Origin of the sequence: Shewanella xiamenensis, from assembly GCF_024971755.1 — a bacterium.
In the GTDB taxonomy this organism is placed as follows: domain Bacteria; phylum Pseudomonadota; class Gammaproteobacteria; order Enterobacterales; family Shewanellaceae; genus Shewanella; species Shewanella xiamenensis.
The window spans coordinates 4,373,198-4,397,820 of record NZ_CP079718.1 but is presented as its reverse complement, the minus strand read 5'-3'; the positions used below and the strand labels follow the sequence as shown (position 1 = coordinate 4,397,820).

Below are 24,623 nucleotides of genomic sequence, written 5' to 3'. Positions count from 1 at the left end.
CTCGATTGCTTTCTAACATTTGCCCCTGAGGTGCAATCATAGATGCCCAGACCCAAAAAGTGCCGCCAATTATCGAGTTGTGTGCCCTGTAGCCTGTTTAAACCTAATGGCATACCAGCGGCTAACTTATCCCAAATCCTTTTAGCTGCCGACGAGTTTGAAGCCTTGGAGCTTGGTGATGTGCAGCGTTTAAGCCAGCTTGAGGCCGCAGCGCAAATGGGGATCTCGCGGCAAACCTTTGGTTATCTGCTCGCCAGTGCTCGCCAAAAAGTGGCGACCGCCATCACCCAAGGGCTGGTGCTGAAATTACCGACTCCAAATGATAAGGACCCAATATGATTATCGCCCTACCGATTAGCCGTGGACGGCTTGCCAGCCATTTTACAAAGGCGCAGCAAGTCCATTTTTATGATGAAAATCATGAGCTTTTACTTTCTATCCCGAACCCCGCCCTTGGTGGCAATTGCCAAGATAAAAAAGCCTTGTTAGACGCCATTCGCGCCCAGCACACCAGCATTGTGGTGGTGCAACATATTGGTGAGCGTATGCTTGGTAAGCTGCTCGATGCAGGGATCAGTGTGAGCCGAGGGGATAATCAATTATCGATTGCCACGCTGCTCGCCCAGAGTAAAGAGGTGAATTTGCGCTTAACCGAGGCATCACAGGGGCGTGCATCCCTTAAACATTTAGCCAAGGGCGGTTGCTGTGGTGCTAAAGGAAGTTGTGGCTGCGGCGGTAAGGCAAAGACAACTCAAACCTTGTTGAACTTGACTCAAGCGCAGCCAAGCTTAACCTTAGCTAAACCCATCGCATACAGTGGTTTTAGATTATCAAAATAGTCATGGCGTTATTGTCGGAGCGGAATAAAGTTTGATACTAAACAATCAATTACCCCTGCGAGTACCGTTTTAGATTAAACATGACCCAAAATAAAGATTCATACTAATTGCTACTACCAAGTCCAAACCAAGCTACAACTGAGTATTAAAGTATCATACTCGTTGTAGCTCACTTCGGAACAAAAGCGATTAATCTTTTATCTATTTATGGAGTTTATTGTCATTGTTTCCAAAGTGACACGCCGCCTCTTTATTTAAAATGAAGTATCCCTATAGGCTCGACGGCGACATCTGCGGTACAGGATGTACTAATGCAGCGATCACATGGATGTGAATGAGCTGCCATGTCGCCGTCGCCAACGGTCACTGTAGACCCAATGCCAATTTTAACTACCCATTTGCGATATGTACGTAAAAAGCAAAGGGACAAAAAGCGTGCTATGTTTTGCGCGAAATTACCTCCATTTCGGATAAAAAAATAATCCTAAACGCTGAGTCGTGAGCAACTTAAGGATGTAACGCTTGGCTTGAGGCTTTACCTTTACACCATTTTCCGCTGTTATGCTGCTTTTTAAATGCACACATGCTATCCCATCGACCACTTATGCCACTGTATTGACGACGAAACTCTTTGGCTGATGTGAGCCACGCATCGGGCGCAATACCTAATTCATGGAGCAGCTTAGGTCTCTGGTTATCGATATAGCCTTTCTTATCAAGGCGAATGGCGCGGCCTGTCCAATCAATCAGTTCGAGGTAATCGGCAAAGTGAAAGGGAATACCCGTTTGCGCATTCAGGTGTGCTGCGCCATCGAATTGGACGAGAGACTTGTGGGGAATATGAGATTGATTGGTTGCGGAGTCAGTTTGTGGCGTTGGGATAGCTAATGGGCGATTGGGTGAATCTAGCGAGTTAATTCGCTCCTGAATCGATGTAAAATCAGAGGATTGCAAAGAGTCAGCAATACCTGCTCGAATGGGATTTAAATCGACATACATCATACAGGCCAGTAGTGCTTGCTCATCTAACAGCGCTTGCGATTTAAAACGACCTTCCCAAAAGGCGCCTTTACACTCATCTTCTCGATTGGCTTTACGGGCAATTTCTTCGTTTAAACAGCGCATAAACCAGGAAATACTACTCAATCGCTCATGCCATTCGGTAATTAAGCCATCGAGCAACATGCGTTCAGCGTCGATTAACGCATCACCATTCATATACTTAGTAGCAATTGCATGACCTTTAGTAATTTGGCACCAACGGCTGATAATGTCTTTTTGCGTTAAGGATTTGGCCTTATCGACATCTATTTTAAGCACTAAGTGGTAATGGTTACTCATCACCGCATAAGCACAAATATCGATACAAAATATCGCAGATAATGCCTTAATTTTATCAACAATCCAGCCACGCCGATGCTCGTAACTACGCCCAGATAACTTATCCTCACCGCACAAAAAAGCCCTTCTGACACAGCGATTTATCACATGATAGAAGGGCGTTGCATTAGCATCAATTAGCTGTCTTCTGGCCGAAGTCATCGCAAACTCCACACAGACAAAATCAGGATAATTTAAAGCCTAGTTGAAGGTGCTGAAAAACACAAAAAGATATGGCTGTCCCCGATATCCCTCCGATATCCCCCCGATATCCCCGATATTTGCCGATATTTGCCGATATTTTGTTATTTTAATAATGATAGATATTTGTCTCTACTTTGGGATAAATTAAATCATTTGCAACTGTAGAGGAGCAAATAATTTCTCCATTTACATTAACCAATGAGAGCTTTATATTCGTCAACGGTGGTGTATGGGATGGAACCACTACCTCTCCAATAAAATGATCAAATCTAAATGACTTAGATTTCACTCCTTCAATAATCAAAAACATTTCATCATTTATTTCATTTAAGCCCAAAATCATGCCATGAAATGTTTTATTTAAAACTTTTCCATAATTTATGATTTCCAAAGTAGTAACTGCCCAATTTTTAGAGTCACTCTGCACCTTAAAAGATACAGAAAGCCTACCATTACTGAGCATTTTACTTAATGGAGAATACTTTTCTTTCACAGATGCAAGACTAATCCCTGAGTAATCCCACTTATAATTTTCATTGAAACTATTATTATCATAATAATCTATTACATTAAAATTTATCAATTTATTATTAAGATATCCTGCACATTCATGTTGTGTACTAGTTATTGTGGCTGATGAACAACCAGAGATAAAAGCAAAAATAAGCATATAAATGTATATTTTTAGCATCCACATCCTCCTAATTTAAACCAAGCAGAAGACTTTATGTAAGACGCCGTAGCAGCCCGTACAGCATTGGAAGTTGTAATTGAAGCAACGGAATCTTGAACTCCATGAGCCCAAACTGCTGGGTTCAAGTAATTCATTCCATTCCAAGGTTGCATATCTCTATGAGCAGGGGAAAAACTATCTTGCAATGCATGTATTCCTGCCGCCAAGTCATCTTTATTACAACTGGTTAGCCCCTTGCTTATTAATTCGTTATACAGTTCTGTTGCGTCTTGAATAGGTTGATCAACTTTACCGTCTCTCATGTGGTGTGTATAAGAATTTTCAGGCATTTGACTGCCCGGCCTGAAATCAACTCCTGCAACATCACTTCCTAAACTTCCACAACTGCATCCCAACATTCCCATTGCTTCATTTGTCCATCGATTATGAAACCCTGGAACAAATAGCCCTGTAGGGTCAGTTAATGCAATAGAGTTATTTTCTGCATAAGTATAAGTATTAGAGCCCCCCGCCAAACCAATCGGGTCGCTTTGAATATACCTACCCAGTTGAGGATCGTAATACCTAAACATGTTGTAGTATAAACTGGATTCCATATCGAAATATTGTCCAGGGAAGCCTATGTTGAACTCACTAATACTACTGGTTAGTACTGTCCGGTCAAAGGCTTTCAGGTTAGCTTTCCAGACAACAGCTTGACTGGTATTGGTCAGTAACTCTGGCCTACCTAATTGATCATTGTGGACATAATACAGCTGATTGCTTTTGACATAGCCTACAGGCTGACCGCCATAATAAATATACTCTTGGGCACTGTTTGGTTCGGCAAGCAATAATCCTGCTGTAGAATAGACATAACGTTCGGTGCTGCTGCCGTTGGCCTTATAAGCTCGCTGACCAATTGCATTATATCCGTAGCGAGTATCTATCCCATTTTTAGTGAGCTTAATAAGTTGTTCGAATGCATCATAGGTATAAGTATTACCACGGCTACTGTCAGATATAATGTTCCCGTTTGCATCATGGCCAATACTCTTAGCCACACCATTCGGCAGATACTGATTTAGTCGATTACTGATAGATGAGTATTGAGAGCTATGATTGAGGTTATTAACGCTGTGAGTCTTACGATTGCCAACGTCATCGTAGGTCATAAATTGATTGTCAGCCGAGCTCGTTACGCTTTCGAGACGATATGCATCATCATATCCTAGTGTTTGGCTATAGCTGGTATTTTGACCATTGGTGATACTGTCAATGTTATTAGCAACATCATATTCAAAATGGAGGTCTTGTTTACCACTCGTATCAATATCTGTTAACCGATAATCCATATCATGTGTCATAGTTCGTGTCAGAAAATAAATCGAGCCACCCATTTTGAATCAACAACATAATGCACTTCCCGTTTACCTACAACTTGTAAAAGTTAATATTGTTCAAAAAAGAACCATCAAAAGTCACAGGGATAGCATCTGAGGTAATAAATTGAGCTAATTCATTAAAAAATGGTTTATTTCAGACGAGGTAAGTCATCCCATAGTGCTTGGGAAGTTTTAGGCAATGATTGTTGTCGAAGGGATATAAGCAGTTGTCAGTCACTGTAAAAGTGCTGGCAGCTTGCGACAAAGTGCCGTCGTCGCTTTTCTAAGTGTTCGCAGTAATGAGTCAGTTCTTGTAATGTGCCTACTGGACCATGAAATAGCTTACCAAACTCGGTAGTCAATTTGAGCCAATTGTCATGGGGGATATTTAATCTGGTCAGTAACTTACCACTATTTTCACTGATGCTTCCACGTTTATCATTGCGAATGATTCGGCCTGTATCTTCCACCAATTGAAGGTAATCGGTTAAGGAAAACGCAATGCCATTGGGTTGGTTGTCACACTCGTTACCAATAAACGGTAATAGATTACTCGGCTGCTCACCTTTTAATGCGGCCCGAATACGTAGTTGGATACTGGTATGGTCGGATTGTTCTAGTGTATCAGCAAGTTGCGCTCGAATCGGATTCAAATCAACATAGGTCATACAGGCTAATACCGCAGCTTCATCGAGTAGGGCTTGCGATTTAAATCGCCCCTCCCAGAAACGACCTGTACAGTTATCCTCTTGATTTGCTTGCCTTGCTATTGGTTCGTTAAGGCAGCGCATAAACCATGAGATATCACACAAACGACTACGATAAAGGGCGATTGAGTGCTTTAATCGGTTGACCTGATGGGCTTCGACTAACTCACCTTTAGCGAATTTTTGCGTTAACTCATCGCCTTTAAACAACTTATGCCACTGCTCAAGCACTTCGCGGTCAGTCCAACGATTTGCCGTCTCGATATCGACTCGCAACACCAGATGCAGATGATTAGACATCACGGCAAAGGCTGCGATATCAATAGCAAAAACAGCTTCAAGTTCAAACATTAGCGATTCTACCCAACCTCGACGATGGTCATAATTTTTACCCGAGTAACTGTCATCACCACATAAAAATGCCCGCCGCACCACGCGGCTACAGCAATGGTAATAGGGCGTGTCTTCAAGACTTATCTGAGTTCTGCGAGGGCGCGGCATACAAACCTCCTTGTTCAATGCTTAACCAAAGCATAGTCGGAGGTTAGCTACCGCGCTATTAAGGCTGGGTGTCCAACTTTAGGGGTTGGGTGTCCAACTTTAGGGGATCCAACTTTAGGGGAGGCCAAACATAGGCAAATAGATAAGAATTTGTATGGTAGCAAGTGTGGGAATTTTCGGTTGAGCTAACGAACCGAAACACGGAATGGGGCATAAATGTTTTAGAAAAGTCTGTACACAGATATGAGCGCTGCCTTTTCAGTATGATTCTTTATTATTTGGTGACAGTTATTCTGCATTCAGTAATTCATAGGGGCGGGCAATTGCCTCTTTGAGATCGCCAAGGGAGAACACTTTCGAAAAGCGCGCAAAGCTTTTGCCATAAAATATTGTTTCCACTACGGGTAGACTAAAAACCTGGTATCTCGCGGCAAGCTCTAGGTGAGTTTCACAGTCGATATAGACTAGCTGCATTTGGGGAAAATCCTTGGCTAGCATAGCGGCGATTTGCGGTTTTAGTACCTGACACACGCCACAACTTGGCGCACTGAATAAGAGTAATACCGCTGGATTTTGCTTTAGTATGGCATCCAGTTGCTCAGGTGTTTCAAGGGTGTGGATAGCGGCAGTCGGCATGGACAATCCTATCGAATTTGGGGTTTTACAGGCAGAGTATCACGGAATTAATCCCCATTTTACGGCACTGCTGCCGATAAATGAGCCTACGAAAAATAGACCCACCGTCAGTATGATAATGCCGAATACGATTAGTCCTGCTATTTGTGTTCCGCTGAGTTTATCGATCCAATGTGAAAGCTTATTTATCATTTTTGTTTTACCTCGTTACAACATGGATGAGCTGCACCATTGGCTTTCACAGGGAATACCATCGCCATCACCATCCATTTGCGTGTTGGGACAATTTTGAATGTAAAAGGTCGCTTCAGCACAGGAGTGCATATGGCTGCAATGGGTTTTACCTGCTTCACAGTGAAATTGAGGTTCGACTGTTCTTTGTGGCTGTACTTCAGAATAAGTGGCTGGTTTTTCCTCAATAATAGTTTCTTGCCTTTGTTGAAATGCCTTATAGCCAAATCCCGCTAGGGCAACGAACAATAATGTTGAAATCAAACGGTTGAGTGATGACTGGGTTTTCTTAGTATTGGCGCTTTTGTTGCCTCGATTGACCTGCGGCGTTCGGCTTGCGGCTGTTGATGTGGGGGTTGCTGCCAGTACCGCAACGCCCTCTATTGAAGCGATTACAGCTTTAATTTTGCCGTCATTCTGGACTTCTGTTTGGTATAAAATGCTATCGCCGACTTTCGGTTTTCGCGCCATCTTCTTAAGTACTGAGATATGGATAAACACATCGCGATCACCACATTTATCAGGCTGAATAAAACCAAATCCCTTTTCATCGTTCCAGCGTACTACTACGCCTCTCTCCATGAGCATTGATAGTTTCCTTATGAGTTGATTCTGCGCCTAACTGGATTTACTTGCATAAAAGGCTGCCAGCTAAGTTACTCAAGTTACAGCCTTTTGGCAATTTGTATCTGGGTGGCATCGCGATTGATGCTCTTTGCTTTGTGCGGGCGATGGCCTCAGTACCTTGTGGTTTATTTGATTTGAAAAACAAGTCACTAAACCGTTTTGACTAAATTTTGCGCGAAAAACTTGCCATATTACTGTGTGTCACATAGTATTTGCTGTGTGCCACATAGTATGTACGGCACAGTGTTAATCAATAGGAATTGAGTATGACAAGTTCACAGCTAGTCAAAATGCGACTCGAGTTACGCCGTGGCGTATTAGTGTTGGCGGTATTGGGATTGTTAAAACAACCCCATTATGGTTATTCGCTTCGCAAACAGTTGCAGGACGGCGGTATCGATATTGATGAGGGGACGCTTTATCCCCTAGTGCGCCGTTTAGCCGAGCAGGGATTGTTAGACAGTGAGTGGCGACAGGCTGAAGGGCGCGAACGCCGTTACTATCAATTGTCATCATCGGGGGCTGAGCTACTTAGCCAACTAACCGAGGAATGGCAGCAACTTAATGGTGCCTTGGCATTTTTGCTAGGGCAGGTTACCGATGAGAATACAGAGGAAAACTGATATGGAATTAGTTGACCGTTATATTGCCGCTGTGCAACGGGAATTGCCCGAAGATAAACGTCAGGAAATTAGTCGTGAACTCAAAGCCAATATCTGTGATCAATTGGATGCCCTTGCTGAACAAGGTGAGCTGTCGGAATCACAAATCGCCGCAGTGTTAAAGCAAATGGGACATCCGGCACAGGTCGCCTGGCAATTTGTGCCACCAAGCCCCATAGTGGCTAATGAAGATATCTCTTTGCTTAAGTACACCTTGTATATGGTGCTGGGCGTCTTATTTGTATTGCAGGTGATTGGTGGGGCGACCCAATGGCTTGGTGCGAGTGAAGGGAGTTTATTAGGATTTCTGCTGCATATTGTCCACGGCTTTATCGGTGATGCTTGCTTTGCATTTACCGTAATTGTGTTGTCATTTTGGAGTTTTTCAATTCAGGGAAAATCAATTTCCGCTGGCTGTAGTAAAGACTGGCAACCGCAACAACTGCCCAAAGTGGTGCCTTCTTGGCAGCAAATCCGCTTTAGTGATGTGTTTTTCGATCTAGCGACTTATCTTTTTTTACTCTTGGTAATTTGGAATAGTGTCTGGATGAGCGCCGAGCAACTGGCGGCACGTTCAGTTATCTTCAGTGTTAATGTACAGCAATTGCTGCAATGGTTTAGCCCCATTATCTTGCTGTCTATTTTCAATAGTCTTTGGCAACTGCGCCGTCAGGTGTGGACGGCAACATTATTGCTAACGAATATGGGGATGAATCTAGCCTATGCGTTATTGCTTGTTTTTCTGGCGTTTAACTCGCCATTGTTACAGGTTCAAGGATCTGACTTAAATGGTCTTTTTACAGTGGAACAGTTAGATAAATGGTTAAGTCATGTCCTGTTGATTACCGCATTATTCCCCAGTTATGAATGTATCCGTGATCTGTTGAGGTGGCGAAAGTTAACTGCAAGCTAGAGGCTTAAATGGTGGCGTGATTCGTGGTGAGGGATTATTTGTTTTGCTTACTGCTAATACTTGCTTGCGCTTGTTGCTTGTACAGTTCAAATAAACCTTGCTGCTTCATTTTTTTGAGTTGTGCAGCAAGGTTTATAGCCAGTTGGCTATGGCGCTCGTTTAAATACCCATAGCTTGTGATTGCCTCTAATGTCGCTATCGGTTTTATTAGGCCGTCTTTAAACTCAGGAGTTTGCTGAAGGAGTTGTGAACTTATTTCTGAATCGATGTAGATATCTATCCGGCCGTGAAGTAATTTTCGAAATGAGTTAATGGGTGAAGATGATTCGCTAAGCCGCGCTTCTGGTATAAGCGCTGTAAGGATTTGTTCAACCCGCAATATGCCTCGATAATATTCAACCTTATAGTCTGCTGTGGTTAGTGATTGCCAATCAGCAAGCTTGATATTCGGATTATTACTAAAGGCGATTAAATGTGTTTCGATAATGGGTTCTTCAACCCTAATCACATGTTGTACTTTATCGCCATAGTTGAACACTCTACCGGGTTCGCCATCGACTTTACCCGACGCCAGCATTTTGCTGGCTCGAATTGCGGGTACGAGTTCATAACTAAATTGATAACCCAGTTGGTCTAAGGCATGGCTGTAAATGAGTTCGGCCCATTTAAAGTAAAAGCTATGCTCTGGATCCTCATAAAACGCCATAGTAAATATGGGTTTATCCGTTACAGTCGCCGCTGTTGGCGAAGGTGTGGTTTCACTCGCTTGGGCGCTTAAGCAAAAGACGATTCCAATTAATATATTGGATATACCCGCAAGGTTCCTAAACGGCATACTCACTCCCTTTAATATTGACTATATAACCTGAACTCGGGGTAACGAGTGTCGAAAAATCTAAACTCAACAAATTAAATCAATGCTATAAATGATTATTTTGAAAAGAAAATTGTTCTCACTGAATGCGCAGATTTTTGCGCATATCAAGGCACTCTGTCGTACGCATAGTGAGCTCTGGTTATATAGAGTATAGCCATCCTAATTCACTGGCTTAGCTTTATTCTCCCTTGTTCTTCGAACGGTGAAAAACCTCAATATCGGCAATAAAATGTGATCTGGTGGCGGACAAATTGTCCTTTTGTCGATAAAAGCGTGCGACTCAGCACATAAATTTGATAGATAAATGTTGTTGGCGATTTTTCTCTCACTGGAGTTTGAGCTAGATCCGCTTTTGTGCTGTGAAGTCAGTGTTAAATCCGCGTCATCAACTCGTTGACTAGGGAAACACTCAATGAAACTAAAACAACACATTTTAAAAACACGGTCAGCTAAAGCCTATTTAACCGGCGTATGTTTATTGCCACTTTGCGGCTTATCGGCCACAGCACTGGCCGATGATCTGGATAAAATCGAGCGTTTAGAAGTGCGTGGCAGGCAAATTAATACCTTAGGCCATAGTACTTCGGCGTCTGAAGGGATTGTGGGGGCGGCGGAGATCGAGAGTCGCCCGCTGCTGCGCACGGGGGAGATCCTTGAGTTTGTCCCCGGGATGATAGTCACTCAGCACAGTGGTTCGGGTAAGGCGAATCAGTATTTTCTACGCGGTTTTAACTTAGACCATGGCACAGATTTTAATACTCGCGTCGAAGGTATGCCTGTCAATATGCGGACTCACGGGCATGGGCAAGGGTATACGGATCTTAACTTTTTAATCCCCGAGCTGTTAGGGGAAATACGTTATGCCAAAGGAGCTTATTATCCTGAAGTGGCAGACTTTTCTGGCGCGGGTGCGGCGCAAATTCTGCTCGCCGATGAACTCGCTTATCGCCAAGTTGGGGTGACCTTAGGGGAATACGGTTATCAACGGCTGGTGGCGACTCAGGATATGAAGACCGAGGTCGGCCGATTTATTTTAGGAACAGAATTACAGGCTTACGATGGTCCTTGGAGTGATATTAAGGAGGATGTCAGCAAGATCAATGTGGTAGGTCGCTATCTTACTAAGCTTAATGGCGGGGACTTTAGCCTCACTATGATGGCCTACGACAATAGCTGGAATTCGGCGGATCAAATTCCGGCGCGGGCGGTGGAGTCTGGGCTGATTGATTTTTACGGTTCACTCGACACCGATGTGGGCGGTGAGGCCAGTCGTTACAGCATTTCGGCGAATTATGATGCAGGCAATTGGCAGGCCAATGCCTATGCCATTCGCTCGACCATGGATCTGTTTTCAAACTTTACCTACTTCTTAAACGATCCCATCAATGGCGATGAATTTGAGCAGGTCGATGAGCGCACCATTTGGGGCGGCGATATTAAACGCGACTGGCAAATGAGTCTGGCGGGGACACAAATCAATTACAGTCTAGGTGCCGATGTGCGCTACGACGATATTGGTGCCGTGGGTTTATATAACACCAAAGCACGGGAACGCCTCAGCACTGTGAGACTCGATGAAGTGCAGGAACTCTCTACGGGATTGTTTGGCAAGCTGGAGTGGTTGCCTGCTGACCAATGGCGTTTGAATTTAGGCTTGAGATACGACTATTTCGATGTGCAGGTCGATAGTGATAATCCCCTCAACAGCGGCGATGCTTCCGATGGTATGTTGAGCTTAAAGGCGGGCGCTTCCTACCTAGTGAACGATAATCTGGAACTCTATATGAATGCGGGGCAAGGATTGCATTCTAACGATGCCCGCGGCGCAACCATTAAGGTCGACCCAGTCACGGGCGATCCGGTTGAAAAGGTCGATTTGTTAGTGCGATCCAATGGTGGCGAGTTTGGGGTCAAATACTATGATCGCGACTTTATTAACTTCTCTGCCGCGCTTTGGTATTTGGAACTCGACTCTGAACTACTCTTCGTTGGCGATGCGGGCAATACCGAACCAAGCCGCGCCTCTGAGCGTTACGGCGCTGAAATCACGGCCTATTATTGGCTTAACGATGATGTGAGCTTAGATATGGAACTGGCCTGGACTCGTGCCCGTTTTACCGAAAATGAACTCGATGAAGGCAAATATGTCGATGGTGCCGTGCCCTTTGTTGGCAGTGCGGGTATTACCTACCGTCCCGATGGCGATGGTTGGTATACCAGTGTCAGGCTGAGATATTTAGGTGAGCGAATTCTCGATAGTTTTGATGAGCATAAAGCCGATGACACCACCTTAGTTAACCTTGCCCTGGGTTATCAGTTATCGGGCTTCGATACTAAGCTGGAGCTATTGAATATATTTGATAGCAAAGACCACGATATCGATTATTTCTACGAGTCTCGTCTAGCGGGTGAGCCAGCTGAAGGCGTGGAAGACTTGCATTATCATCCTGTTGAGCCGCGTATGGTGCGGGTGAGTGTCAGTTATCGTTTCTAACTTGAGTGACCATTCTTGAGTGACCATTGCTAGCGCCAACCGATACGCTAAGTTTGTTCCGCACCTAGGATAAACTTAGCGTTTCTATTCTGTTTAACATCATCATTTCGACATCTAGCTCAAATAAAATATTTTTAAAATCAAGATAGTTAGCCATGTTTGACATTGAAGCTGTAGGCGCCCTTTAAGGGAATACCCTCAATCACTCAATACTAAAATTGGTGATGAATATTAAACGGATCGCTGCCGTTATCTCCTGAAGTTTAATCACGGCATTAGCCACTCCCTTTACCGCTTCTTCTACCAACGAGGTGAATGCACAATGTGCAACGCTTAAGGCAAGCCACTTAACAGCCCAATACCAAGTGAACAATGCTAATAAGGGGCAACGCTGGCAGATGACACTACTCAGAGTTATTTAAAGGGATAACACCACCTTTGAACAATAGGCTCCCAATGGCGAGTATTTGCGTTATTTCTCCGTTGAAAGTGCTCTGTCACTTAGCGCAAGGGGACTTTAGGGCGTTAAACATCAAACACGATCGTGAGCCGTTATACCATGTGATCTCACTGGCATTACCCGCTGATATAACTAACATTGAACTAAAACAACTACTTTATTGAACTAACACAATTACTTTGCTTTGTGGTTTAAAGCGTTATCGAACACGGTCACATTGGCTTCTATAATAGCGAAGGCCATGCCATTGAGGCACAAAGCGGCCACGGCAGTCATTCGCCATTTGGAACTCACAACACGCCGCATTTGGGCGTTTGGCATTTTTGGGGAGGGCGCTGCAATAATTTACTATTCCGACCAAGGGCTCGGCGGCTAGAATGGGTAGTATCTAAAGTTATGTTTGCCCTGTGAGATTAAGGCCCTATGAGCCGTGTGACTCCCGTTGAAAATATCAATTACTGGCGCCATCCCAGTCTCTCGGGCATTGAACTGAGTCAGGCGGAATTTACCCATTTCAGTTTTGATAAACACGTGCATCTGGATTATCACTTAGGTGTGGTGACTCAAGGGGTACAGCAATTTATCAATAAGGGCTGTCATTATCAGCTAGGACAACATGGGCTATCGACCCTCAATCCCGATGAAACCCATGATGGACAAAGCCGCGACGCCGAAGGTTATCGGGTTAAGGTGATGTCGATCCCCGTGGAATATATGAATGGTATCAGCCTAGAGTTAGGGCTGAAGGCCCATTTTTTTAATGCACCTATGGTGGATGACCCCGCGTTATATCAGTACTTTATCCAGTTGCATGATTTGCTTATCCAAGTTCAATGTTCTGAGCTTGCGGCCGAGTCCCATCTGCTGAATTTTATGCAGCTATTATTAACGCGCCATCCGGCAGGAGTGCTTAAACTTGAGCAGGATAGGGGGCTATCATGGCAGCAGTTAAATCGAATCAAACAGAAAATCCACGATGAACCTTGGCAAAACACTCAGCTTGAAGGTCTAGCCAATGAGGTCAACCTGAGTAAGTTTCAATTTTTAAGGCAGTTTAAACAGGCAACGGGGATGACGCCCCATGCCTACGTTAAGCGGGTGCGATTAGAGTTAGCGAAAAAGTCCTTAACCGATGGCGCACTGGTGGTAGATGTGGCGCAGCAGTTAGGCTTTTTCGATCAGAGTCATCTAAATAAGGCGTTTAAGCAGGCTTTTTTACTCTCTCCCGCCCAATTCCAGCGGCGCATGCTTTAATTTGTCTCGGTAAATTAGCGGCGTGCAATTTATTACAATGCAAGCTCTGGCGATTTAGTCATACTGGACTTTCTGTTTTTCTTGTTTTGCGGAGCCGTATTGATGGATGTATCCCTGTTAGTCACTTTAGCCGTTATTCATTGTGTTGCCTTAGTCAGCCCCGGGCCGGATTTTGCCATTATGGTGAAGATTGCCACCTCACAGCCGCGAAACACCGCAATCGCCACGGCGGTCGGGATATCGGCGGCGATTTTAGCCCATACCATTTTGAGTTTAACCGGCGTTAGTTTAGTGATTAAAAGCTCCCATACCTTGTATCTCTTAGTGCAATTGCTGGGCGCTTCGTATTTGGCGTGGATGGGATTTGGCGCACTAAAGGCCGCGGTGGATTTTTTCAGTAAACCCAAAACCCTATTGAACGGTGAGGGCGCCGATCCTTCTGGATTCACAACGACATCAGAAAACAGCGCTGATATGTCAATGGCGGGTGCGGTCAACGCTTTGTCAGCTAAACAGGGTTTTATGCGGGGGCTTTATACCAATTTATTGAATCCTAAAGCTTTAGTGTTTTTCTTAACCTTATTCTCTGCCCTGATCACTCCCAGCGTGACGCCCGTGACTAAATTCGCCGCAGCGTTGTTGTTATTTGTCTTGTCACTGCTCTGGTTTGGCTTTCTGGCGCTGATGCTCTCTAAGGCCAAGGTGCAGCAAAAGCTGCAACGACTGACGCCTATCATCGATGGGGTGATTGGGGTGATCTTTATGTCGGTCGCAGTGGCGATAGTGTCTAGTTTGCTGTTGGCTTAATGAGAACTGAGCGAGGCTGTGATTCGGCTTTTAACACATAGGCTTGGATGGGATTGTTTATGTTTATCCCACCTTAGCTATGCTATCCTTGCCAAGTCTTAATTTGGATGTTTTTGACTTTAAAGGAATAAGCCATGCCTCATGCTCTGTCTTCTCGAACATATTCAGCTATTCATCGACTTTCGCGCTTAGGGCTTTTTGCAGGCTTGCTGCTGGGGAGTCTAAGCCTCGCACCACAGGCTTTGGCCGCACTAGAAGCGGAATATGTGCCGCAGGTGCAAGCTTTGATTGATGCGGCCAAGGTGGGTGATCGTCAGGCGATTGCCAAGCAGATTGCTTATCCTCTCAAGCGGGAATATCCGCTCCCCGATATACAAAATCCACAGCAAATGCTGACGAGATTCCAGCAAGTCTTTGATAGCAAGTTGCTGAGTCAAATTGCCAATTCGACCACAGAGAACAACTGGGAGACTATGGGCTGGCGCGGCATTATGCTCGATCACGGCAGTGTCTGGTTGGACTTTGATGGCAAAATCTCGGGCATTAATTATCAAAGCCCAGAGGAAGCCAAATTAAGAGACGAGCTAATCGCGCAGCAAAAATCGATGCTACACGAGAGTGTGCGCGAATTTGCTAGCCCAGTACTCGCGTGGGAAACCGCGCGATTTACCATACGTGTCGATGCCATCGATAATAACCAATACCGTTATGCCGCTTGGGCAAAGGGTAAATCCCTGAGCGAGAAACCTGATTTAGTCCTCAAAAAGGGTCAATTGGTGCGCGAGGGTACTGGCGGTAATCATTCCTTCCAGTTTAAAAGTGGTCCCTATCTCTATGTTTGCGATGTGATAGTGCTCAGCGCCGAAGAGAGTCCTGTGGGTAGACTTTATGTCTACAAAAACGATCAATTGCTGGTACAGGAGCCTGTGATTAAGGCGCTATAGCTTTATTGGTCATTCGCTTAAGGCAATTCCCTGATGCGAATGCCATCGAGGTTGCCTGTAGCTGTCTTTTATCAACACCGGATTTAGGTTTGTTGTGATGATTAATCCCGCCAAAATCGTCGTTTTCGGCACTGCCATAGTGCTGTTGTTTTTACTCACTGAATGTCGCCAAAAAGAGCAAATTCCCCTGTGCGGCCATGTCGAAGGTACGCCAATCGATACTAGCTTTGATGGCGGCCTAGACAATAACGACCGCACTCTGGCATCAACTAACTGCTTAAAAATAAAAGCACTTTACGATAAAAGTGATCGCCAAACTAAATGGTTTAGCAGTTCGCCTTCTATCGCGGTGATGAACGCCTTGGGTTACTTAAAACAAGATGATGCCGACAACAGTGGCGATTCCTATGCGATGACATTTTATGTAAAGGAGGAATTTGTGTTTGGCCCAAGCCAAGGAGAATATGCGCAGTTTCGTCAAGACGGTAAGGGCGTTATCTTACCCGGCACCGAAGCGGCCAAGGGCAATGAGGCCAAGATTGGTGTTAACGGTCAGTTTGACCGCTGGTGCCAAAAATTGGCTTCACTCGAGTTTGCAGGTAAAGACAATTGGCGCAGGCCAACAGAGCAGGAGTTAAACACTCTCTATGGGTACGGCGAGAGTCGCGCAGCCTATCAACGTGCGCAGTGGAGTTCGACGATTGACTCTTGGTCTAGCACTGTCAATGAGACCCAATTCGTGGCCGGCATTATCTCGGTCGCCCCTAGCGGCTATAGTTCTCGCAGTTATGCCAATAGTGCCAACTATGCCGTTTGTGTCGCCGCATTTTGAATACTAAAGAGAGCTTGAATAAGCTCTCTTCTCGTCTCATTTAATCAGCCTTATTTAATCAACTTAATCAGCGCCTTAAATCGGTCGCCTTGGGCCTCGTGTTGCAGTTCAAATAACAGTGACTCCACATTGGTCAGCGTGGCTCCCTTGGCGGTCATCATTTGAATGCCCAGTTGTTTATTGTCAACGCTGCGGGAAGAAACGGCATCGGCGACGACATGCACTGAGTAGTGCTGATCGAGCAGATCACGGCAAGTCTGGTATACGCAAACATGGGTTTCTATCCCCGCGAGCAACACCTGTTTCCGCCGAGTTTGGGTTAACGCATTAGCAAATTCATCACAATACCAACCACTAAAGTGTTGCTTGGCAATGGGCGAGCCCGTTTTTTCGAGTAAGATTTTTAACTCTTCAGTGGTCGAGCCTAGTTTGGCGGGTAATTGTTCGAGCCAAAGGATAGGAATTTCAAACAGCTGCGCGCCTTGGATGAGTGTACTCAACTGCTGATGAAGCTTGGCTGAGTTGTCCATAATCTGAGCGAGCTTTCCCTGCACATCGACGATAACGAGTACACATTCTTCGGGTTTTAACATCGGGTATTCCTTCTGCGCGGGTGGAATAAAGGCATCGTTTAGCGATTGCTCTGCTTATTTTGTGAATTGTTTGTTTTTTGCACTGTTAGTAAACCCTAATTGAGCAGCCTCACCAATAGGGCAAAAGTCGAATATGCCGTGCACTTAAATTGCTCACTAAAAGAGTGCGCTGCTCCAACGCTTGCACAAGTCTGGTGCATTTTTAATCGGTTAATTCAAGTGTATTCTTTATTATTTCTTTTAAATCAATTGATTAAAATTCTGGCCTAATGATTGAATTATCTTGGCTACAAGTTAATAACAATCGCGTTTTTTTGGAGGTCAGGATGAAACTAGTCAGCGCTATCATCAAGCCATTTAAATTGGATGATGTCCGTGAAGCTATCGCCGGAATTGGTATTGAGGGGATGACGGTGACCGAGGTTAAAGGTTTTGGCCGTCAAAAGGGGCACACAGAGTTGTACCGTGGCGCTGAGTATCAGGTGGATTTTTTGCCAAAAGTAAAACTAGAAATTGCCACTAAAGCAGAAAATCTCGACATGCTGATTGAGGCGATTACCACTGCGGCTCATACGGGAAAAATTGGTGACGGCAAGATTTTCGTTATCGACTTAGAACATGCCATCCGTATTCGTACGGGTGAACTCGACACTGAAGCGCTATAGGGGGCGGAAGATGGAAGAACTAACAAAATTAGGCGTGACAGTCTCTGAACTGCGCTTTGCACTCGACACCTTTTATTTTTTGATTTCTGGCGCCTTAGTTATGTGGATGGCAGCGGGTTTTGCCATGCTCGAAGCTGGCCTAGTACGCTCTAAAAATACCACCGAAATTTTAACTAAAAACGTGGTGTTATATGCGATTGCCTGTGTGATGTACCTATTGGTTGGCTACAACATTATGTATGTCGACAATGCTGAAGGTGGCTGTTTGCCTTCACTCGGTACGCTGATTGGCTCACAAGCTAGCGATGCTAACCATGCCTTGGAATCTGACTTCTTCTTCCAAGTAGTGTTTGTAGCAACGGCGATGTCGATTGTCTCTGGCGCCGTCGCTGAACGGATGAAGTTATGGGCTTTCCTGTTCTTCTCCGTGGTGATGACAGGCATTATCTATCCTGTTGAAGGCTACTGGACTTGGGGTAAAGGCTTTATCTCTAGCTTGGGCTTTGTTGACTTTGCAGGTAGCGGGATTGTGCACATGACAGGTGCTGCGGCGGCTATCGCTGGGGTGTTACTGCTCGGTGCTCGTAAGGGCAAATATGGCCCTAACGGCCAAGTCAACCCAATCCCAGGCTCTAACCTGCCAATGGCGACCTTAGGGATGTTTATTCTGTGGATGGGCTGGTTTGGTTTCAACGGTGGCTCACAATTAATGGTCTCAGATGCGGCCAACGCTAGCTCTGTCGCTAAAGTTTTCGTAAACACCAACACCGCGGCTGCTTTTGGTGCTATTTCTGCCCTCGTTGTGTGCAAAATGATTTGGGGTAAAGCAGATTTGACCATGATCCTCAACGGTATTCTGGCGGGCTTAGTGGCAATTACCGCCGATCCGCTGTCGCCTTCACTGCTGATGGCGGGTGTGATTGGCCTTGTTGCCGGTGGCTTAGTGGTGTTCTCTATCGTCGGTTTGGACAGAATTAAGATTGATGACCCAGTCGGCGCAATCTCTGTACACGGCGTAGCGGGTTTCCTCGGTTTAATGTGTGTGCCGTTATCAAATGCCGACGCTACTATCACGGCGCAATTAACGGGTGCAGCGATTATCTTCGCATGGGTATTTAGCGCGTCGTTTGCGGTGTGGTTTGTACTGAAGATGACCATGGGTATCCGTGTTTCTGAGGAAGAAGAATATAACGGTATGGATGCATCTGACTGTGGTATCGATGCTTACCCAGAGTTTGTAACTGTAAAAAGTGCGGGCTAACTCGCGCTGATACACTTGATGCCTCTAAGGGATAAGAGGATAGTAAAGCAGAGCCAAGTGCTCTGCTTTTTTTATGGGTCTTCGATTCTACTTGCACCGCAACAAGGAGCTAACGATGCGCTTAATCTCGGATCTCACCGCACCACTTAGACGTACCTGTTTGCTCGGGATGATGCTGAGTGCTCTCTTAGCCTTGCCCACTTTTGCGGGGCAAGTTGTGGTGACTCGCTCGGATAAGCCTTTCGATGCTTTTGCTGTTCGCGACCAAGTCCTGAAAGATTATGAATGGCAGGAGTCTTTGAGAAGACAGGAGCAAATTCAAATTCTGCAAGCCTTGCCCCTTGGGTGTATCGTGCAGATGCAGCCATACCGTTACTTTCGCTGTGGCCAAGATAACTATCGTCCTTACCGTTATCAGCAGCAGGATGTGTATATCAAGGTTGACCCTCCGGCGCAGCGTTAACTCTCAAACTGCCGCAATCCTATGCGACAGGTCGTTATTTTTTGTAACCATTTAATGACGTCTTTTTGGCCAAGTGTAATAAGCTCAAATAGGAGCCTTATGGTCTGGGGGACGTATCATGATACAACTGCGCACCATCTCTAGCGGTATATTCTGCTCATTATTAATTTTACTATTATGGGGTTGCAGCTCGACAGCTCCCAAACCTAGTGATAATGAGATAGATGCCCTGTTTGCCGATTCGTTGTTTACACCGGTTAATAATATTCCTCGCGTCGAGGATATTTTTAGTCTTCCGCCCTCTGTTGTAGCTGATGTCCGGCGTGCCTACGATCGCTATAGCTTCTCGACGAAAAATCCCGTCGCGGTGCACGAATGGTTAGCCAGTTATATCAATGCTAACCAAGATGGTGGCCACAGCGACTTTCACTATCAAGATAATCTGACTCAAACCGCCAGCGAAACCTACGCCCAGCGTGCGGGGAATTGCATGTCGTTGGTGGTGATGACATCGGCGCTAGCGGATATTTTTAAGATTGGCACTGAGTTTCAGGATATTGCGATTGAACCCGTATGGGACAAACAGGGCGAGTTTTATCTGATCAATGGCCATGTCAATCTGCGCTTGCTACCCGCTTCAAGCGTGCATGCGGTTTATGTGTCGACCCATGCCATTTTGGTCGACTTTATGCCCGAGCGCGCCCTGCGAGGCTACAACAAAGTGCAAATCAATCGCCAGACCTTAACGACTATGTTTTACAACAATATGGCCGCCGAATCTTTAGTCGAAGGCGATTTAGACCGCGCCTATGCGCTGATTAAAGCGGGCTTAAAATCTGGACACTTTATCTCTGCACTCAACACCTTAGCCGTGATTTATCGCCACAAGGGCGATGAGCAACGTGCAGAGCAAGTTTATCGCTACGCCCTTAAGTTTGATGCTAGCGATATGACGACCCTCTATAACTTAGCGGTGATCTTAGGTGAACAGGGGCGTTTAGATGAGTGGGCACAGATCCATAAAGTGCTTGAATTAGCGCGCATTCGTAACCCTTATTACTACTATGATATGGGCGAGCAGGCCTACGATGAGCATCAATACCGTGAGGCGCTCGCTTGGTATCAAAGGGCGGTTGATAAGGCCGATTATCGCCATGAGTTTTTCTTTGGTCTGTCACGCACCTATTGGGCGCTGGGTGATGAAAAACGCGCTAAACAGAATATGGAAAAGGCGGTGGCACTTAGCCGCGAAGCCACCGATAAGCATCGTTATCAGGCCAAGTTACAGGCCATGCAGCAACACTAAATTCTTAACTCAACCTCCTTTGTTTGTGCTTAATACCTGATAAAGGAGGTTTTTTATTTCCGCTTTCATCACCGCTTGCTTCCAACCCCAACACTTGCTTGGCTTTAGTTTGCATATCACATTGAAATATTTGGATTTGTATTTTTTAAAAATATGTTAAAACAAGATGTTATAGCTGATTTTTTGAAATGGAGACAACTTGGTTGCATTAGCGGCGCAGACTGGATAAATTGAATTCAGTATTGCAGTCGAGATCCCTATTGCAGCGATAAAAATAGCCTAAACACGAGAGTTGGAGCAGTAAATTATGTATTACCAAAATGATGACGTTCGCATTAATGAAGTCAAAGAGTTACTTCCACCGATTGCGATTCTTGAACGATTTCCTGCTTCCGAAAACGCTGCTGCAACTGTGTTTAACGCCCGCCAAAGCATCCATAACATTCTCGCTCGTCAAGATGATCGTTTGTTAGTCGTTATTGGCCCTTGCTCTATTCATGATCCTAAAGCTGCATTGGAATATGGCCAGCGACTGGTTGCGCTCAGAGAACGTTATCAAGATCAGCTCGAAGTGGTGATGCGTGTTTATTTTGAAAAGCCGCGTACCACAGTGGGTTGGAAGGGGCTCATCAACGATCCTTATATGGATAACAGCTTCAAACTGAACGATGGTTTGCGTACCGCGCGTAAACTCTTGGTCGATTTGAATGACTCTGGCATGCCGACCGCGGGTGAGTTTCTCGATATGATTACCCCGCAGTATGTGGCGGATATGATGTGTTGGGGCGCTATTGGTGCTCGCACTACGGAATCACAAGTACATCGCGAGTTGGCCTCGGGGTTATCTTGTCCAGTAGGCTTTAAAAATGGTACCGACGGCACGATTAAGGTGGCGATTGATGCCATTGGCGCCGCGAATGCGCCGCACCACTTTTTATCGGTAACTAAATTTGGCCATTCGGCGATTGTGTCGACCAAAGGTAATCCTGATTGTCATATCATTTTGCGTGGCGGCCGTGAGCCAAATTATAGCGCAGGCCATGTGGCGCAAATCAGCGAGCAGTTGAAAAAGGCTAAGCTAGTCGACAACATCATGATCGACTTTAGCCACGCCAACAGCAGTAAACAATATCAACGTCAAATGCAGGTTGCGAACGAGGTTGCTGAGCAAATAGCGGCGGGTAATAAGGCAATTTTCGGTGTGATGGTTGAAAGTCACTTAGTCGAGGGACGCCAAGATCTGATCGAAGGTCAAGCCTTATGTTATGGTCAGAGTGTCACCGATGCCTGTATTGGCTGGGAAGATACGGAACGTTTGTTAGCGGTGTTAAATCAGAGTGTAATTGAGCGTCGTCAGCGCGATTAATACGCTTAAAGATCAAAAACAAAGGCGCTATCCCAGCGCCTTTATTTTTATTATTTTTTGCTCATTTCGGCTAAATATTCGTTCGCTTTGGCTAAGCTACCAAAAGCGGCAATCAGGTTATTTCGGCCTTTGTCCTGAATTTCTGGATTCCCTGACTCGATCATCATCCACACCCAAGTTTGGATCAGTGGTAACGGCGGGTATTGAACTTTGGCTGAATCCAACATAAAACATCCTTCGATCTTGATTTATTTGAGTTATCTTAGTGTTATCGCAAAACGAGTACAGAGCATATTGCTTCACTCGCCGCTGCGGCCAGAGGTTTGCAAATCCTGCTGCTAGTGAACTTAAGTCCATGGGGCATTTTGGGTAAAACCGACAAAATAATCAACACTCCAATCCATGTTATCGCAGCCTATTTTAGCGTTCATTATTCGGATAAAACCTTGCAACTATGGCATTTCTTATCGTTAATAAGCCCTTAGTGATTTCTCCTAGGGTAAGTCGTTAGTGTGACATTTTTATATCGAGGCACTTCTATGCGGATATCTAATTAAAGACGTCTCATTACTTCAGTACCGGCAGCTGGTATAAGTGGTAATTGTGCCAAGTGATAAGTGGTTTGTCTGTCAGAAAAATCTGATTGATTTTATTAAAACTTTATCCTTTGATTCACTTTATTATTCGCCATGCTGTTACAATTGACCGACTTAGGCAAAGGTTTAGATATATGCGTCCAACACTGTACTTTGAAGGTCCCATCGATAAGCTCAATTGGCATGTGATTAAATTGCTCTGGCCCTATTTGCTTGAATATAAGGGGCGGGTGGCATTGGCTATGTCTTGCCTTATTGTTGCTAAGCTTGCTAGTGTCGGTTTGCCGTTTATTCTCAAAGATATAGTCGATACTTTAGATGTTAATAAAACAGCGCAGGCCTTGAGTGTGCCTATCGGCTTAGTATTGGCCTATGGCGCAGTACGACTGTTAACTGCCATTACAGGGGAAATTCGCGATACCTTATTTGGTCGAGTAACAGAGCGGGCTATTCGGCGTTTAGGCCTTGCGGTGTTTGATCACCTACATCGACTCGATTTGGATTTTCACCTAGAGCGACGCACGGGCGGTTTATCGCGAGACATTGAACGTGGCACCAGTGGCGTGAGCTTTTTGATGCGTTTTATGGTGTTTAACATAGTGCCGACGCTGTTAGAAATTGCCATGGTCATTGGCATTTTCTTTTTTAATTATGGACTTGCCTTTGCCGCTATCACCTTTACCTCCGTGATGGCCTACATTTGGTTTTCGGTCATTGCTACCGAGTGGCGTACCGAATATGTGCGCGATGCCGCCAAGGCCGACTCCCTCTCTAATACCCGCGCTATCGACAGCCTGCTGAATTATGAAACCGTGAAGTATTTTAATAACGAGAAATATGAATCTGATAGATACGATCAGGCTCTAGAACAATGGGAAGTCGCTAAGCGTAAGAATCGTTTATCGCTTTTTGCCCTCAACGGCGGGCAGGCGCTGATTATTGCCTTAGCGATGACGGCGATGATGGCGTTAGCGGCTTATAAAGTGACCAACAATGAAATGACCATAGGTGACTTTGTGCTGATCAATGCTTTTATGATGCAGCTCTTTATGCCGCTAAACTTCTTGGGATTTGTCTACCGTGAGATCCGTGGCGCTTTAGCCAATATCGAGCGGATGTTCAGTTTGCTGGATAAACACCCTAGTATTATAGATAAACCCGATGCATTAGATTTTCACCCTTCCCGTGGCGAGCTCAGTTTTGAGCAGGTCAGTTTTAACTATGATGACAGACCCATACTGCGTAATGTTAGTTTTAAAGTTGCAGCGGGTAAAAAGGTCGCTGTGGTTGGGGATAGCGGTGCGGGAAAATCCACATTAATCAAACTATTGTTCCGCTTTTACGATGTAGAGCAAGGACGTATTTTGATTGATGGACACGACATTCGCCTGTTAACACAAGATGCGCTTCGCAGAGCGATTGCGATAGTGCCACAAGATACAGTGTTATTTAATGATTCTTTAGTTGAGAACATTCGTTATGGTCGCCCTGATGCGAGTGATGATGAAGTGCGCGATGCTATTAAACTCGCTCATTTAGAAGATTTTATTGCTTCACTTTCACAGGGTTGGGATACCAAAGTGGGTGAGCGGGGATTAAAACTTTCAGGTGGCGAGAAACAACGAGTTGCGATTGCTCGCGCGATCTTAAAAGGATCGCCAGTGTTAGTATTTGATGAGGCGACTTCATCCCTCGATAGTCGCTCCGAACAGGCTATTTTAACGGCCCTTCGCGAGGTGGCCAAAGGACACACCAGCTTAGTGGTTGCACATCGATTATCGACTATTGTTGATGCTGATCAGATTGTTGTTTTAAGCAAAGGCGAAATTGTTGAGCAGGGACATCATACAGCATTATTAGCCCAGGACGGCCTTTACGCTAAGTTGTGGCGGATACAAAATGAGCAACAACAGCTCTTGGTGTAATTATCAAAAGCGTTTGCTGTAA

24 protein-coding genes are annotated in these 24,623 nt (G+C 45.1%); 15 read left to right on the top strand and 9 right to left on the bottom strand.

The annotated features are described in order from the left end of the window. Positions 1 to 42 precede the first annotated feature (42 nt). Positions 43 to 339: a DUF134 domain-containing protein gene (locus KXJ80_RS20395; RefSeq protein WP_011071038.1), complete on the top strand. Its 297-nt coding sequence runs from the start codon at positions 43 to 45 to the stop codon at positions 337 to 339. Beyond that, on the top strand, positions 336 to 839 hold the full coding sequence (locus KXJ80_RS20390; RefSeq protein WP_218737464.1) for a NifB/NifX family molybdenum-iron cluster-binding protein: 504 nt from the start codon (positions 336 to 338) through the stop codon (positions 837 to 839). The genes KXJ80_RS20395 and KXJ80_RS20390 overlap by 4 nt, the downstream gene beginning before the upstream one ends. Before the next feature lie 507 nt (positions 840 to 1,346). On the opposite strand, the gene KXJ80_RS20385 is transcribed toward KXJ80_RS20390, so the two are convergent. From KXJ80_RS20385 to KXJ80_RS20360, 6 genes are all read right to left on the bottom strand, one after another. Further along, positions 1,347 to 2,381 (bottom strand): transposase, encoded by a 1,035-nt coding sequence (locus KXJ80_RS20385; protein WP_218737463.1) that lies wholly within the window; start codon positions 2,379 to 2,381, stop codon positions 1,347 to 1,349. 148 nt (positions 2,382 to 2,529) lie between these two features. Further along, entirely contained in the window at positions 2,530 to 3,114 is a 585-nt protein-coding gene (locus tag KXJ80_RS20380) for a hypothetical protein (protein WP_218737462.1), read from the bottom strand. Further along, the gene (locus KXJ80_RS22445; RefSeq protein WP_310795077.1) at positions 3,108 to 4,451 is read right to left on the bottom strand and encodes an RHS repeat domain-containing protein; all 1,344 of its coding nucleotides are present in this window, start codon (positions 4,449 to 4,451) and stop codon (positions 3,108 to 3,110) included. Before KXJ80_RS22445 ends, KXJ80_RS20380 begins: the two co-directional genes overlap by 7 nt. Positions 4,452 to 4,711: 260 nt before the next feature. After that, positions 4,712 to 5,689 carry a transposase gene (locus KXJ80_RS20370; RefSeq protein WP_088586145.1) on the bottom strand — a complete coding sequence of 326 codons (978 nt, stop codon included), beginning with the start codon at positions 5,687 to 5,689 and terminating at the stop codon, positions 4,712 to 4,714. A 288-nt stretch (positions 5,690 to 5,977) separates the two neighbouring features. Then, a complete protein-coding gene (locus KXJ80_RS20365; RefSeq protein WP_218737460.1) occupies positions 5,978 to 6,325 on the bottom strand; it encodes a thioredoxin family protein in 348 nt (115 codons plus the stop codon). Positions 6,326 to 6,532: 207 nt separating this feature from the next. Beyond that, positions 6,533 to 7,144, bottom strand: coding sequence for an excalibur calcium-binding domain-containing protein (locus KXJ80_RS20360; protein WP_218737459.1), 612 nt, complete (start codon positions 7,142 to 7,144; stop codon positions 6,533 to 6,535). Positions 7,145 to 7,449: 305 nt separating this feature from the next. Here KXJ80_RS20360 and KXJ80_RS20355 point away from each other — a divergent pair, with 305 nt between their 5' ends. Further along, positions 7,450 to 7,806, top strand: coding sequence for a PadR family transcriptional regulator (locus tag KXJ80_RS20355; RefSeq protein WP_039978743.1), 357 nt, complete (start codon positions 7,450 to 7,452; stop codon positions 7,804 to 7,806). A gap of 1 nt (position 7,807) precedes the next feature. After that, positions 7,808 to 8,758, top strand: coding sequence for an HAAS signaling domain-containing protein (locus KXJ80_RS20350; RefSeq protein ID WP_218737458.1), 951 nt, complete (start codon positions 7,808 to 7,810; stop codon positions 8,756 to 8,758). 34 nt (positions 8,759 to 8,792) lie between these two features. Here KXJ80_RS20350 and KXJ80_RS20345 read toward each other — a convergent pair whose 3' ends face one another. Further along, positions 8,793 to 9,593, bottom strand: a complete 801-nt coding sequence (locus tag KXJ80_RS20345) for a transporter substrate-binding domain-containing protein (protein WP_218737457.1) — start codon at positions 9,591 to 9,593, stop codon at positions 8,793 to 8,795. Between the two features lie 454 nt (positions 9,594 to 10,047). On the opposite strand from KXJ80_RS20345, the gene KXJ80_RS20340 reads away from it, so the two are divergent. From KXJ80_RS20340 to KXJ80_RS20320, 5 genes are all read left to right on the top strand, one after another. Continuing rightward, positions 10,048 to 12,129 carry a TonB-dependent receptor gene (locus KXJ80_RS20340; RefSeq protein ID WP_218737456.1) on the top strand — a complete coding sequence of 694 codons (2,082 nt, stop codon included), beginning with the start codon at positions 10,048 to 10,050 and terminating at the stop codon, positions 12,127 to 12,129. An 883-nt stretch (positions 12,130 to 13,012) separates the two neighbouring features. Beyond that, entirely contained in the window at positions 13,013 to 13,843 is an 831-nt protein-coding gene (locus KXJ80_RS20335) for a helix-turn-helix transcriptional regulator (protein WP_218737455.1), read from the top strand. Positions 13,844 to 13,945: 102 nt separating this feature from the next. Continuing rightward, entirely contained in the window at positions 13,946 to 14,650 is a 705-nt protein-coding gene (locus KXJ80_RS20330; RefSeq protein ID WP_218737454.1) for a LysE family translocator, read from the top strand. A gap of 134 nt (positions 14,651 to 14,784) precedes the next feature. Further along, positions 14,785 to 15,594, top strand: a complete 810-nt coding sequence (locus KXJ80_RS20325) for a hypothetical protein (RefSeq protein WP_218737453.1) — start codon at positions 14,785 to 14,787, stop codon at positions 15,592 to 15,594. 97 nt (positions 15,595 to 15,691) lie between these two features. Then, positions 15,692 to 16,426, top strand: coding sequence for an Lcl domain-containing protein (locus KXJ80_RS20320; protein ID WP_218737452.1), 735 nt, complete (start codon positions 15,692 to 15,694; stop codon positions 16,424 to 16,426). Positions 16,427 to 16,476: 50 nt separating this feature from the next. On the opposite strand, the gene KXJ80_RS20315 is transcribed toward KXJ80_RS20320, so the two are convergent. After that, a complete protein-coding gene (locus tag KXJ80_RS20315; protein ID WP_218737451.1) occupies positions 16,477 to 17,019 on the bottom strand; it encodes a hydrolase in 543 nt (180 codons plus the stop codon). A 326-nt stretch (positions 17,020 to 17,345) separates the two neighbouring features. Between KXJ80_RS20315 and KXJ80_RS20310 the strand changes: the two genes are divergently transcribed. The 5 genes from KXJ80_RS20310 (at position 17,346) to aroG (ending at position 22,080) form a co-directional block, all read left to right on the top strand. Continuing rightward, entirely contained in the window at positions 17,346 to 17,684 is a 339-nt protein-coding gene (locus KXJ80_RS20310) for a P-II family nitrogen regulator (RefSeq protein ID WP_011071066.1), read from the top strand. Between the two features lie 10 nt (positions 17,685 to 17,694). Next, positions 17,695 to 18,945, top strand: a complete 1,251-nt coding sequence (amtB, locus tag KXJ80_RS20305; RefSeq protein ID WP_218737450.1) for an ammonium transporter AmtB — start codon at positions 17,695 to 17,697, stop codon at positions 18,943 to 18,945. Positions 18,946 to 19,060: 115 nt separating this feature from the next. Beyond that, a complete protein-coding gene (locus tag KXJ80_RS20300; RefSeq protein ID WP_218737449.1) occupies positions 19,061 to 19,408 on the top strand; it encodes a hypothetical protein in 348 nt (115 codons plus the stop codon). 118 nt (positions 19,409 to 19,526) lie between these two features. Further along, on the top strand, positions 19,527 to 20,714 hold the full coding sequence (locus tag KXJ80_RS20295) for a tetratricopeptide repeat protein (RefSeq protein WP_218737448.1): 1,188 nt from the start codon (positions 19,527 to 19,529) through the stop codon (positions 20,712 to 20,714). Positions 20,715 to 21,021: 307 nt separating this feature from the next. Beyond that, positions 21,022 to 22,080 (top strand): 3-deoxy-7-phosphoheptulonate synthase AroG, encoded by a 1,059-nt coding sequence (gene aroG / locus KXJ80_RS20290; RefSeq protein WP_037414295.1) that lies wholly within the window; start codon positions 21,022 to 21,024, stop codon positions 22,078 to 22,080. 50 nt (positions 22,081 to 22,130) lie between these two features. Here aroG and KXJ80_RS20285 read toward each other — a convergent pair whose 3' ends face one another. Beyond that, a complete protein-coding gene (locus KXJ80_RS20285; protein ID WP_011624090.1) occupies positions 22,131 to 22,307 on the bottom strand; it encodes a hypothetical protein in 177 nt (58 codons plus the stop codon). A 503-nt stretch (positions 22,308 to 22,810) separates the two neighbouring features. Between KXJ80_RS20285 and KXJ80_RS20280 the strand changes: the two genes are divergently transcribed. Further along, positions 22,811 to 24,601 carry an ABCB family ABC transporter ATP-binding protein/permease gene (locus KXJ80_RS20280; RefSeq protein ID WP_218737447.1) on the top strand — a complete coding sequence of 597 codons (1,791 nt, stop codon included), beginning with the start codon at positions 22,811 to 22,813 and terminating at the stop codon, positions 24,599 to 24,601. The last annotated feature ends 22 nt before the right edge of the window (positions 24,602 to 24,623 follow it).